At 73.9% G+C, this 13,224-nt stretch carries 9 protein-coding genes; all 9 read right to left on the bottom strand.

Annotated features, from left to right (window positions below; translation table 11 throughout):
* Positions 1-65: 65 nt before the first annotated feature.
* The 9 genes from AB0M28_RS17495 to AB0M28_RS17455 all read right to left on the bottom strand — a co-directional run bounded on the left by AB0M28_RS17495 (position 66) and on the right by AB0M28_RS17455 (position 12,329).
* On the bottom strand, positions 66-1,679 hold the full coding sequence (locus AB0M28_RS17495) for a carboxylesterase family protein (RefSeq protein ID WP_365404903.1): 1,614 nt from the start codon (positions 1,677-1,679) through the stop codon (positions 66-68).
* 31 nt (positions 1,680-1,710) lie between these two features.
* Entirely contained in the window at positions 1,711-3,129 is a 1,419-nt protein-coding gene (locus AB0M28_RS17490) for a neutral/alkaline non-lysosomal ceramidase N-terminal domain-containing protein (protein WP_365404900.1), read from the bottom strand.
* 56 nt (positions 3,130-3,185) lie between these two features.
* A complete protein-coding gene (locus AB0M28_RS17485) occupies positions 3,186-4,784 on the bottom strand; it encodes a carboxylesterase family protein (RefSeq protein ID WP_365404897.1) in 1,599 nt (532 codons plus the stop codon).
* Positions 4,785-5,125: 341 nt separating this feature from the next.
* Positions 5,126-6,274: an ROK family transcriptional regulator gene (locus AB0M28_RS17480; RefSeq protein ID WP_365404894.1), complete on the bottom strand. Its 1,149-nt coding sequence runs from the start codon at positions 6,272-6,274 to the stop codon at positions 5,126-5,128.
* A 138-nt stretch (positions 6,275-6,412) separates the two neighbouring features.
* A complete protein-coding gene (locus tag AB0M28_RS17475) occupies positions 6,413-7,435 on the bottom strand; it encodes an alpha/beta hydrolase family protein (RefSeq protein ID WP_365404891.1) in 1,023 nt (340 codons plus the stop codon).
* Positions 7,436-7,599: 164 nt separating this feature from the next.
* Positions 7,600-9,159, bottom strand: a complete 1,560-nt coding sequence (locus AB0M28_RS17470; RefSeq protein WP_365405014.1) for a phosphodiester glycosidase family protein — start codon at positions 9,157-9,159, stop codon at positions 7,600-7,602.
* Positions 9,160-9,266: 107 nt separating this feature from the next.
* Positions 9,267-10,475, bottom strand: coding sequence for an SGNH/GDSL hydrolase family protein (locus AB0M28_RS17465; RefSeq protein WP_365404889.1), 1,209 nt, complete (start codon positions 10,473-10,475; stop codon positions 9,267-9,269).
* Positions 10,476-10,661: 186 nt separating this feature from the next.
* Positions 10,662-11,450, bottom strand: a complete 789-nt coding sequence (locus tag AB0M28_RS17460) for a GDSL-type esterase/lipase family protein (RefSeq protein ID WP_365404886.1) — start codon at positions 11,448-11,450, stop codon at positions 10,662-10,664.
* A gap of 117 nt (positions 11,451-11,567) precedes the next feature.
* Positions 11,568-12,329 (bottom strand): acyltransferase, encoded by a 762-nt coding sequence (locus tag AB0M28_RS17455; protein WP_365404883.1) that lies wholly within the window; start codon positions 12,327-12,329, stop codon positions 11,568-11,570.
* Between the last annotated feature and the right edge of the window lie 895 nt (positions 12,330-13,224).

Genomic DNA, 13,224 nt, shown 5'->3' with positions numbered 1-13,224 from the left:
GCCGCCACGGCACGCACCGCGCCTGACCCGCAGGCGTGCCGTGGCGGAGTCTCCCAAGGGCGCCGTCAGGGCAGCGGGCTCACCTCGTCCCACAGCGCGCAGTTGTGCGCGGCGCCGATGGCGGCGGGCCCGACCCGGTCGGCCGAGGGGGCGTGGAACTGCAGCACGTCACCCTGCGCGGCGTAGCGCGGCCAGGCGGGCGCGAGCGCGGTGTTGGGGTCGCCGTCCTTCGCGAAGCTGCCCCAGTAGCTGATCATCTGGTTGGACAGGTCGACCTGCGCGGTGCTGAACGGCAGCGCGGTGCCGAGGTAGTCCCACAGATAGCCGAGGTCGTTCACGTGGGTGGCGCCGAAGGGGTAGTCCGTGCCCAGGCGCCAGATCGACGTGAACGGCGGGCCGTCCTTCTCCGCGAACTCGTAGCCGTACGTGCGGGTGTTGGCCGCCAGCCGCTCGCGCAGCGTCCGGTCGCGGCAGGCCCGTTCGTCGCTGGTGATCGCGCCCCAGGCGACGGTGGGCGACCAGTAGTCCCCCACGTCGTACGCGGCGCGCACCTTGTCCGCCCCGCCGCCGTACGAGGAGCCGATCAGCTCGTCGACCCGCGCCGCCGTGAGCGGGTCGCCCCGGTAGTCGTACTGGCCGAAGACGGCCTGCTGGCGCTCGTCGGAGGTGCCGCCGACGATGACCGGCAGCCTGGTGAGCTTGCCCGCCTTCATCAGCGCGACGGGGTCCTCGGGCAGTACGGGCGTGCCGGCGACGGCGCCGGACGTGCCGACCTTCTGCTGCGTGGCGAGGATCTCCGCCGGGCTCTTGGCCCGCAGGCACGCCGCCTGGTCCGCGCCCGGCGCGCAGCCGAGCTCGGCCGCGAAGCGCTCACCGCTGGTACGGGCCGAGGTGAGCGTGCGCGCCGCGTTGCCGCCGCCGCTCTGCAGGATCGCCCGGTCGAACAGGCCGCGGGCGCCGGGCGCGGCCAGCTGGACGGCGGTGTTGGACGCGCCCGCGGACTGGCCGGCCAGGGTGACGTTGTCCGCGTCGCCGCCGAAGGCGCCGATGTTGCGCTGCACCCAGCGCAGCGCGGCCTGCTGGTCGAGGATGCCGAAGTTGCCGGCCGCCCCGTCGGTGTTGTCCTGCTCCAGCGCGGGGGTGAGGAGATAGCCCATCGCGCCGAGGCGGTAGTTGATGGTGACGTAGACGACGTCCTCGCGGGTGACGAACTTGTCGGGGTTGGTGTCCCGGCCCGCGCCGCCGGTGTTGCCGCCGCCGTGGTTCCAGACGAAGACGGGCAGCTTCCTCTTCCCGGCGTCCGAGGGGACGTAGACGTTGAGGTAGAGGCAGTCCTCGGTGAGCGTCGGCTGCTCGTAGCCCGGGTCCCAGCCGGTGCCCTGCACGCAGGACCCGCCGAACCGCGTCGCGTCCCGCACCCCCTGCCAAGCCCCGGCCGGCTGCGGCGCCTTCCACCGCAGCCCGCCGACCGGCGCCTTCGCGTACGGGATGCCCTTGAACGAGGTGACCATGGCCTTCGCCTCACCCCGGACGGCTCCCTTGTCGGTCCTCACCACCGGGTACTGACCGGGGTAGTCGGAGTCCCCGCCGCCGAGCTGGGCCGTGGCCGTGAGCGCCGTCGCGGCCGAGACCGCGGCCGAGACCACCGCCACCAGCACCGTCCTTGCACTGGCTCTCATGCGTTTTCCTCCTGCCTTCGTTCGTCGTCCGTCAGATCAGGTCGGCGATGCCGTCCGCGATGGCGTCCTCCGCGCAGCCGGGCTTCAGCCGGGAGCCGAGGACCTGGAAGGTCTGGTGTCCGTACGACTCGTCGTCGGGGATGTAGCCGGACGCCGCCCGGCCGTTGGCCAGGGTCACGTACATGGTCTTGGTGAGGGGTGACTGCTCCTTCACGCGCAGTCCGATGCGGGTGTAGACCTCGGCGCCGGTGGTGGCGAGCGCGATGTCGCCGAGGGTGAGGGCGCCGATCCGGATCGACACGTCGGGCCCGTCCTCGTACTGGCCGGGGACGCCCTCGCGGGCGTTGTCCAGCCGGGTGCGGCCGGGGCAGGTGACGGTCGTCTGCCGCCCCTGGATCACCGGGTCGGAGGAGCGGTCCCCCGGGTGGGACATCACCCGGATGACCTCTTCGCCGAGGACGATGCCGACGGCCTGCATGTAGTCGAAGAGCCGGCGTACGACGGCGGGATCCGCCTCGCCGAACGGGACCTTGCCGTCCCTCAGCGGTGCCTCGACGTCCTCGCGGACCATCTCGTAGCCGGTGACGGGGACGTCGGTCCGGGACGCCAGCACGTTGGTGCCGGTGCGCAGCCAGCGCGGGTTGACGTCGCCGGAGGCGCCCTGGGTGAACACCGCCACCATGTCGTCGCCGAACGCCTGCTCCACGTACCGGCTGGTCGCCCCGGCGAAGTCGGCGGAGGTGAATCCGCTGAGGTAGCCGTTGACGGGGTGCATGGCGTAGTTGGCGTACGTGGCGATCGGCCAGCCGCCGTCCTTCCGGTAGAAGGTGAGGACCGGTACGGACCGGTCCACCGGGGCGTCGAAGTTCGCGGCCTGGGTCCACTTGTGGGTCGCCGGGCTGATGGCGTCGCGGTTGACGTTCAGCGACGCCTCGCCGACCGCGTAGCCGACCTGGGCGGGCGCCAGGTGCGTACGTGCCTGCCTGACAGCCTTCAGGGCGGTGTCCGCGACGAACGCCGTGCCGTACCGGGGGCCGGAGACCGGCGGGCCGGCGGGTACGCCGCTGTGCGTGTGCGTGGAGGAGACGATGATGTTCTCGGGCGCCGTCCTCAGCTCGCCCGCGACCTTCGCGACCGTGTCCGCCCAGACCGCCTCGTCGATGCCGCCGAGGTCGGCGCCGATCAGGGCGCCGCGTACGCCCCGGTTCTCGAAGACGATGGCGCGGAGGTAGAGCTTCTCGCTGTCGTACTCGTTCAGGGCCGGGTACTTCGGGTCGGCCGGCGGGGTGATGTCCACCCGTGCCGCGCCGGCCCGGAGCTGGCCCTTGCCCTGGGCGGGGGCCTGGGCGGGGGTGCCGCTGGCGCCTGCGGTGCTGCCGAGGGGGGACACGCCGACCGCCAGTGCCAGGGCGATGGCGGCGACGACTCCCCGTACTCTTCCTGGATTCATTGCTCACCCTTCATGCGGGGATGCGGGGATGCGGGGATGCGGGGATGGAGCCTTGGTCAGCCGAGCCAGAAGGCGCAGTGGTGGTCGGCCTCGAAGGTGTGGATGACCTGGCTGGCGCCGCCGGTGCGCAGCTGCAGCACGTTGTGCGCGGCGCCGTACACGGGCCAGGTCGGCGCCCGGCCGGTGTTGGGGTCGCCGCTGTGGGCGAAGGCGCCCCAGTAGCGCATCATCTGGTCGGAGAGCCGCTCCTGCTCGGCGGTCAGCGGGCCCTCGCCGAGGGTGAAGTCGAAGAGGTACGCCAGCTCGGCGCTGTGCCCGTTCGACATGTCCTCGCCGGGGACGCGGAAGCCGTACAGGGTCGGCGAGGTCGGGTCGTTGAACTCGTACCGGTAGACCGGGGTCCTGGCACCGATGACCTGGGCGGCCTGGTTGTTGGGGCAGGCGCGCTGGGAGTCCGTCTGGACCTGGGTGATGGCGTCCCAGGGGCTCTTGAAGTCACTCAGCGGGTAGCGCTCCAGCACGCCGTCCGCCTTGGCGCCGTACGTGGAGCGGACCAGATCGGTGTAGCCGTGCGCGGTGATGCCGGCGAGCGCCGTGGAGGTGAGGCGGTTCTCGGAGCGGATGGTGCCGGTCAGGACCGGGACCGCGTTCCAGCTGCCGTCGGCGAACGCCTCGCTGAACGACTTCGGCAGCAGGGAGCCGCCGACCTTGGAACCGCCCTGGTAGTTAGCCTGGTTGGCGATGAGGGTGCCGGGCCAGGCCTTCCGCAGACAGGCGACGACGGTCGCCGCGTCGGTGCAGCCGACGGAGGTGGCGAACCTGACGCCGCTCTGCTCGCCGGCGGCGAGGGTGGTGCGGGTCGACGTACAGACGGAGCTCTCGACGGCGGCCCGGTGGAACAGACCCTTGGCCGATGGCATGGCGAGCAGGTCGCACACCGCGGAGCCGCCGGCGGACTGGCCGTAGACCGTCACGTTGCCGGGGTCGCCGCCGAAGCGGGCGATGTTGTCCCGGACCCAGCGCAGGGAGGCGAGCTGGTCCATCCGCCCGTAGTTGCCGGACCCGCCGGGGGTGGCGGCGCTGAGGGCGGGGTGGGCGAGGAAGCCCAGTGCGCCGAGGCGGTAGTTGACGGAGATGACGATCGTGCCGGTCTTGGCGGCCATGGTGCCGCCGCCGTAGATCACGCCGGTGCCCTGGGTGTGGCCGCCGCCGTGGAACCACACCATCACCGGCAGTTTCGCGCTCCTGTCGGTCCGGGCGGGCCGGTAGACGTCGAGGTAGAGGCAGTCCTCGCTGACCGCCTGCTCCTCGCGGACGCCGGTGGGCTCGAACTGCAGACAGGCGGGCGACTGCCGGTCCGCCTCCCGGATCCCCTCCCACGCCGTGGGCGCGGCGGGCGCTGCGAACCGCAGGTCGCGGACCGGCGGGGCGGCGTAGGGCAGTCCGAGGAACTGGTCGAAGCGCTGGGTGGCGCCGGCCCGGGTCAGGGTCGTCGTGTCGCCGCGGACGGCGCCGCTGTCCGTAAGGACGACGGGGTCGGCGCCGGCCGGCGCCCCGGCGCCCGCGGCCGGCGAGCCCGCGCCTGTGAGCACGAGGGCGGGGAGGACGAGGGCGGAGATGAGTGCGGCGAGGCGTTTCTTCGGGGGGAACCTCAAGGGAGTCTCCTTCTGGATCGGGGTGCGGTGGACCGTTCCGGTGCCTGAGGAGCTGTTGGAGGGCGGTGGGCTCTCACCCGGGTACGAAGACCCACGCGAGGGTCTCGCCGCCGCCGGCGGTGCGGGCCGCGTAACCGGGCCTGGGCATGGAATCTCCGCTTCACGGTGTGGTGCGGTGTCGTGAGGGTTCGACAAGTGCCTTGACTGAGCGGTGACCACCGGCGGTTGGGTTCGGAGCTTAGAGAGGGGATTTCTGACGTGTCAATGGCGTAATACGGCTGCATGACAGGGGTATTACGTCAAAGAACTTGACGTTTGCCAGTGGTGCGCCGGTGGTGGAATCAGTGCCCGACGAGCCCGAAGCCGAGGGCCACTCCGCCCAGCGCCTCGGCGTGCTCCCCGCACGTCGCCACGGTCACCACGAGGTCCCGCAGCGCGGCCGGCTGGCAGTAGCGCCGCAGCGCCTCCTCGATGCCGCCCACCACCGGTCCGCCGAGGGAGCCCAGCGCGCCGCCGACCACGATCGCCTCGGGGTTCAGCGTGGTCACGACGGCCGACAGGGCGCGGCCGATGGTGCGGCCCGCGTCGCCGAGCAGGGCGCAGGTACCGCGGTCGCCGGCGTCGGCGAGGCGCACCAGGTCGGAGAAGCCGAGGGGGGTGTCGTGGGCGGGCTGCAGCGCCCTGAGCAGGGCGGCGCTGGAGGTGAACGTCTCCAGGCAGCCGCGGTTTCCGCAGATGCAGACCTCGCCGTCGTCGACGATGCGGATATGGCCGATGTCGCCGGCGAATCCCCGGCCCTGGAACAGCCGGCCGCCGAGGATCAGTCCGGCGCCGACGCCGTGCGAGACCTTGACGTACACGAACGTGCCGAACCGCGCCCCGGATCCGAAGGCGGCCTCGCCGACCGCTCCCAGATCGGCGTCGTTGGCCACGCGCACCCGGTCGGTCCAGGCGTCGAGCCCGAGCGAACCGGGCAGGCCGAGGCCCCGGTAGCGCGACGCCAGGGGGCGCCCGGCGGCCAGGTCGACCGGCGACGGGACGCCCACGGTGGCGGCGTGCAGCCCGCGCGGCTCCACGCCGGCCGCGCGCAGCACTTCGTCGACCAGTCGCCGCGCCTGGCCGAGGACGTCGCCGAGGCCGCCGCTCCGCTCGAAGGCCACGGCGCGCTCCTGGACGACGTGCCCGGACGCGTCGGCGACGACCGCGCGGACGTGGGTGTGCCCGATGTCGACAGCCAGCACGCGCCCGCTCGGCGGGGTCAGCGCGAGCAGCTTGGAGGGCCGGCCCTTACGCTCGCCCGAGCTGGCCGTGCCCACCTCGCGGACGGTTCCCGCACCCAGCAGTTCGGCGACGATCGCCGAGACGGTCGGCCGGGACAGCCCGGTCGCCCGCACCAGGTCGGACCTGCTGGCGGACCCGTGGTCGCGCAACACGCCGACCACATGGTCCCGGTGCAGCCCGCGCACGGCGTCCCGCCGCCCCTCAGCCATGCGCGGCACGCTAGCAGATCCGTCAGTGGGCTTTACATATCCTGGGGCGCCGGACGACCGATCGCCGAAACTTTCCTGGGTTCAAGTCCTGACAGCAAACGGTGATTTGGGACCGCGCCGCGTTCGGTCCCGGCGGGCTCAGCCCTCCGCCCGCAGCGCTCCCAGCAACATCGGGAGCGACGCGTGCAGTTCGCGCTGCCAGTAGGCCCAGGCGTGGGTGCCCGGGCCGTAGAAGTTCGTCACGACCTGCTTTGCCCCCAGCCGCTCGAGTTCGGCGGCCAGCGCCTGGTTCTGGCGGTTGAAGTCCGTCTCGACCGCGCTGGTGCGTCCCGGCGGGTCCAGGGGGCCCGTGGTGCCGTCACCGCACGAGAGGTACACGGGGATCGAGCGGAGCCGGTACGCCAGGTGGTACGGGTCGTGGGCCTCCCAGACGTCGCGCTGGGCGACCGGGTCGCCCCACACCCGCAGGGGGTCGTTGCCCTGGCCGGCGAAGTACCCCATGATCCGGTTCACCGACTCGTCGTTCAGCAGCGGGTGCACCGAACCGGAGTACGCAGCCGCCGCCTTGAACATCCCCGGGTGCCGTGCCGCGTACAGCAGCGCGCCCTGGCCGCCCATCGACAGCCCCGCCACCACGCGGTTGCTGCTCGCGCCCCAGCCGGTCTCCAGCAGCAGCCGCAGCTCCTGGGTGTGGAAGGTGTCCCAGGCGGGGTCGCCGCCCTCGCCGTGGTTCCACCAGTCGCTGTACCAGCCGTTCCAGCCGGCCTCGGGCATCACGACGAGCACGTCGCGCAGGCTGTCGATCGAGGCGACGTCGGTCGCCTTCGTCCACGACGTGTAGTCCCCGCAGCAGCCGTGCAGCAGCCACAGCGTCGGCCACCGCTCGCTCCGGTCGGCCGGGTCCCAGCCGTCGGGCGTGAGCAGCCGCACCTTCACCGTCCGGCCGCCGAGCGCCTGCGACCGTACGGCGAGGTCCACCTGCCGGTCGGCGACCTGGGTGACGCCGACGACCTCGGCCCCCGGCGGCGAGGGCGGCGGGGCGGGCTCGACGGCGAGCGCCGACGGGGCGGGCGCCAGCGCGGCGAGCAGCAGCGCGAGCAGGACGAGCAGCCGGTGCGCCCGCCCGTACAGGGCGGGCAGGACGGTCGGTACGCCGGACATGGCGGCTCCCTCGGTCGGTGGACGTACGAGGAGGACGTGCCGGGGTCCGCACCGGGCCGGTGCGGACCCCGCGGGTCGGTCGAGGTCCGGTTCGGACCCGTGTGCCGGTCGAGGTCCGGTGCGGACCCCGTGTGCCGGTCGAGGTCCGGTGCGGACCCCGTGGCTCAGTCGTCGCCGGGCACGAGCAGCAGCGCGTCCCCGACGGGGCGTTCACCGGCGGCGTCGGACGGATCGTTGATCACCGCGCCGCCGACGACCATCGTGGTCGACCCGCCGCCGTCGAGGTTCACGGCGTCGCGCAGCCCGAGCGCCTGGGCCACGGCCGCGCTCTCGGGGATGCTCAGGCCCAGCGCGTCCGTGTCGCGGCCGTCGGCGGTCACGAGCACGATCCGCCCCTGGGCGTCGGTCCCGGCGATGGTCCGCGGGTTCCGCTTGTGGACCCACCCGTAGTAGAAGCTCGGGTTGCCGGGCTGCACCATGCCGTCGGTGGCCAGGGTGACGTACTGCTGTCCGTCGCGGACGAGTTCGGGGCCGCCGTTGACGATGCTCGTCTCGGGCGACGGGTACACCCGCGCGCCGTGCTCGTCCCGCAGATCGCTCGTCACCCGCAGCCGCTCGCCGGTGTGCGCGAGGGCGGCGAGCCGGCCGGCCGCCTCCCCCGTCGCCTGGACGGAGCTGCCGCCGGCCGGCAGGGCGCCGCCGCGCGGCGAGCGCAGCTCGACGACCTCGCCGTGCGCGTCCAGCACGGCCTCCAGCCCGTCGCCGGCCGGCGTGCCCGCCGCGAACTCCGGGGTGAAGGCGATGATTTCGTCGGGGTCGGTGCAGGTCACGTCGTGCAGCGGGGCGGCGGTCGGCAGATCGTCCGCGGTGCCGCCGCAGTTGCGGATCAGCCCCGGCACGCGGTTCAGGCCGTCCAGCGGCAGCGCGCTGTCCTTGCCGGCGACCTGCCCCTGCCAGGTGAGCCGAGCGACCTGGCCGAGCCGGCCGTCGTTGTGGACGACGAACGCGGGCCGCCCCGCCACCGGCTCGCTCAGCAGCCGCCCGTCGTAGACGCCGGTACCGGCCGGGTCGCCGGGCGCGCCGGCGCGCGGGTCGAGGACGAAGAACCCGGCGTTGACCGCGGCGAACGCGCCGGCCGCCGTGGCCAGATCGCTGGTCTTCTCCCGGTCCTGGAGATCCGGCCCGTACGACGCCTCCAGGGCGCCGTGGAAGCGGCTCGGGTCGATGGTGAGGACGTCGATCCGCCACGGACCGGGGTCGGACGGCCGGTCGCCGTCCCAGCCGGTGTACCACGCGGATCCGGTGTACCCGGCGTTCCGCAGCCGGGTGCGCTCGGCGTTCGCGGCGGTCTGGGTGGCGAACTCCCCGACCCGCACCCGCCAGCCGAGCGTCCCGCCCGCGTAGTCGGCGACCTCGGGCGTCACCACCTCCTCGGCCCGCGCGGCGAAGCCGCCCGCGACCAGCTCGGCGCGCAGCTCCTGCGCGCTCACCTGGTCCTTGAGCGCGGTCGGCGGCGCGTCGGGGTCGGGCGAGCCGGCCCCGCCCGGGATGGCCAGCTCGACCGTCCACGTCAGCGCCGGGGCGTCCGCGCCGCGCACGATACGGGTGAGCGTGACACCGGGCTGGAGGGTCTCGGTCGTCCGGGTCTCGGTCAGCCCGGCCGGGCCCAGCGGGAGCCCGGACCACGGCTCCGGCGCGGCCTGCGCCGGGGCCACACCCGTCAGGGCGAGGAGGCCGAGGACGGTCCCCGTACCGAGGACACCGATGGATCTGCGCTTCACCTGTACCGCCTTGGAGGAAGGAGCCGGACTGGGGGGACTGGGAGGGGGGTTCACGACCCGGCCGGGGCCGGGACGTCGGGGTGCAGCACCCGCTGCAGCACCTGGGTGTAGGCGTCGGCGTAGCGGACCATGCCGAGGTCGCTGGGGTGGGATCCGTCGGTCGTGGCCTCGTCGTCGCTCCCGAGCTGGTCCTCCCCCGCGAGGTAGATCAGCCGCTGGACGCCGGAGGTGAGGAGGCTGCGGTACGCCTCCCGGTAGGCCGCGCGGCTGGCGGCCTGCCGCTCCCGCAGCCCCGCGGAGAGCCAGGCGTTCGCGTACGTCCGGTCCTCGGCCATCACGACGGGGGTCTCCGGCCGCGCCGCGCGCAGCTGCCGTATCAGCGGCTCACCCCGCTCGGCCACCAGGTCCGCCTCCATGTTCGGCAGGGCGTCGACCACGAACACCTCCGGATCCAGCTCGGCGAGCAGCGCGCCGACCTCCGGTTCCATGAACGCGTTGCCGGAGAAGCCCAGGTTGATGACCGGCCGGTCGAAGCGCCGGCCCAGTATCGCGGAGAACGCCATCCCCGGCCGGGAGGCGCAGGCGCCCTGCGCGATGGACGATCCGTAGATGATGACCGGCCTGCGCTCCCGGGGCGTCACGGGACGGAAGGCCGAGCCGGCCGGGACGCCGAACTCCAGCGAGTCGACGCCGTTGTAGAGCGGGAGATACGCCGTGAACTGGCGCATGCCCGGGTCGATCCCGGTGAGGAGCGCCGTCTCCACGGTCCGCGCGGCGGGTTTGACGACGGCGGCCCAGCGGTCGCGTCCGGTCGCCTCGTCACGGGCGTACAGATCGATGCCGCTCACCCCGGTCGCCGGCATGTGCGGCAGGGCGAGGCTCGTCGAGCGCAGCGTGTAGCGGACGTACACGGCCGTCGCGTCGGTGCGGAACCGGGTCGCCATCCCGGCGGAGTTGCGGCTGAGGTTCCAGATCACCGGGCGTACCGACGCCTGCGCCCGGGCGGGGAGCCGGTCGTAGAAGCGGGCCGTGTCGCTCCAGCCCCTGCCCTCCACGCCCCACTGCGACACGTCGTACCAGTCGACCGCCTCGTCGACCAGGGCCTGCGCCTCGGCGGCGCCCGCGGTGGCATCGCCGTCCGCGTAGGTGGCGTCGCCGTCCGCGTACGCCCGGGGAAGCCCCGGACCGAGCACGAGGGCGCCGGCGCCCGCGGCGGCCATGCCGAGGAGTTGCTTCCGACTCAGCCCCTGCTGTTCCAACGATTCATCCCTTCCCCGAGGTTGGGCGGACCGGTCACGTGCACGGTGAATCGAACACCTCAACGGTGAACGGGCGGCAACCAATCGTCAATACCCAAGGGGCGGTTGGGATCACACGGACGCGTGTGACGGGGGCGGCGGACGGGTGTGACGGCGGTGGACCCGGAATCGATTCAGTGCGTCGGCTCAGGGCGTCTGCTCGCCCTTTTCCCGGATCGAGTACCAGCCGCCCTTGGACCGCTCCAGCCTCAGCTCCGGCACCGCGTCGCGCTTCAGCTCCGCGGCCACGTCCCCGACGTCCGGCAGCGGCCGGCGGAACGCCCGTCCCACCCCGAAGCGCAGGGCCAGCATGTCCGCGAAGGCGGCGGCGACGCGCAGTTCGCCGCGCGGGTTGGGATGCGTGCCGTCCCAGGTGTGGTCCGGGGCGAAGAACTCCCGGCAGGTGTCGGCGACGGCGACCGGCGACGTTTCGTCGTCCAGTTCGGAGCAGACGTCGCGGATCACCTCGTTGCACTGGAAGACGCGCCGGGCGAAGCCGACGTCCTCGTGCGCCCGGTTGGTGTCGAGGATGGTGCCGATCACCAGCCGTACGTCCGTCCGGCCCCGGCGCGCGGCGGTGAGGAACTCCCGCAGGTTGGCCTCGAACCCGGGCGGTCGCGTGTCGTTCCAGACGATGTCGTCGATGCCGAGGAGCACCAGCACGTAGTCCGGTCGGTACGTGAGCACGAGATCGGCGATCTCGTTCTTGGCGTCGGCGTACGTCAGTCCCCACTGGCAGGCGTGGTCGCGGTCGAACCCGGGATCGGCGTAGCGGAGGTCCTCGTCGCCCATGGTGTGGGTCGCGACGGTGTCGAGGGACTTCTTCGGCCCCACGAAGTCCACGGCGACGCGCTGCTCGCGCAGGTGCCGCCAGAAGCGGTAGCGCCAGGTGTAGTCGCCGGTGCTGCCGTGGCTGATCGAGTCGCCGACCACCATCATCGTGACGTCGGCGGACTCGGGCGTGTCGAGATCCCTGACCGTGATGCCTCCCGCGGCCCTGGGGCCTGTCCTTCGGATCCTGCCGGGGCGCGCGCCGGCCGGCGGGCCGGTCCCCTAGGCCGAACGGGTGCGGTCCAGGTCGACCGCCCGCCACCCGGTCCCGGGCTCGTAGCGGCGCAGGACGCGGGCCGGGACGCCGCCGATCACGCAGTGGTCGGGGAACGTGCCGCGCACCACGGCGCCGCCGGCCACGGCGACGTTACGGCCGAGGCGGGTGCCCGGCAGGATGATCACGCCGGTCCCGATCCAGCAGCCGTCGCCGACGACCACGGGGCGGTTCGCCGGGATCTGCAGCCCGATGGGCTCCTCGAGTGCGGTGTAGCCGTGGTTCTGGTCGGTGATGTAGACGTACGGGGCGACGTAGACGTGGCCGCCGATGCGCACGGACTCGTGCGCGACGATGTGGCTGCCGCGGCCGATGACGCAGGCGTCGCCGATCCACAGCAGCGGCGGCCGGTCCCCCAGGTCCTGGCACGGGGCCATGCCCGCGGTCAGGCTCACGTGCTCGCCGACCAGCGTGCGGGAGCCGAGGGAGATCCACTCGGTGTTGAACAGGCAGCCGACGGGGAAGCCGATCCGGGTGCCCTCCCCGAAGTGCGCGAACCGGTAGCGGCCGGTGCGGCCGCGGCTGAGCTGTCCGCGCCGGCGGATCCAGTCGTCGCCCCGGTGGACCATGGCCGCGGCCATCCGCGCACCCGCGTCGCCTGCGGCGGCGGTCCATCGGGTGCCCGCGTCGCCCGCGGCGGCGGTCCATCGGGTGCCCGCGCCTCCGGTGGCCGCCCGCAGCCGCGACAGCCCCGTTCCCAGTGCCGACATGGCCCGTACTCCGTCCCGTACGTCCGGTCCGGCGGCCGCGATCGGCTCCTGCCGGTGTGTACGACCCCCATTGACCGCCACCCCCGCGCGCCCCGCACGGCCGGAACGCGGTCCGCGGCGAGGCCCGCCGCCCCCTGTATCCCGGGGGCTCCGCCCCCGGAACCCCCTGGCGACAGGGTGGTCACACGCCCCGGGATCGCCCCGGCCGAGCACGGCACACCGCCACCGGCGCTTACCCCGGTCGGGTGAGACGGCCCCGCCGCCCGGCGCGGGCGAGCAGGGACGCGGCCGCCGCGACGAGGGGCCGGAACGGAGCCCGGCACGGCACGCCGGCGCCCACCCCGGCCTGCGGGAAGGTCCCGGCCCCGGGGCGCCCACGCCCACCCGGGCAAGCCCCGGCCCCGCGGCGGTGCTGCTCCGCCGGGCCTTCGCCCCTGGGCCCCTGGGCAGGGGGATGACCGCCCCAGGCCGACGTGGCTGCCGTGCGACGTGTGCGCGGACGTCCCGGCGGGGCTCGGTGTCCGGCGTCCGCCGGGGTCGACGTCCTCCGGGGCCCGGGGGACGGGCCGTGCCGGGCCCGATTCGCGCCGGGCGCTGGTCCGCGCCCTTCGGGGCTTGCGCCCGCTTCCGGCGCGTCCGCAGCAGGCCGCCCGAAGGCGGCACGGGCGCCGACAGCCGCGTTCGAGCCGACGCGGCCCCCCTCCCCCGACGGAGCAACACCGCCGCGCGGCGGTCCGAAGACGGCACGAGCGCCCGCAGCCCGGTCCGGGCCGACGCGGCCGCCTCTCCCCCGGGGGCCCGGGGGGGGCGGCCCCCGGGGGTGGCGGGGCGGCCACACCACCCCGCGGTGATGAGGGGCGCGCCCGGCGAGCGCCGGGAGGGCATATCACAAGAC

Source organism: Streptomyces sp. NPDC051940 (genome assembly GCF_040680895.1).
In the GTDB taxonomy this organism is placed as follows: Bacteria; Actinomycetota; Actinomycetes; order Streptomycetales; family Streptomycetaceae; genus Streptomyces.
This window is presented reverse-complemented; position numbering and strand designations above follow the sequence as displayed.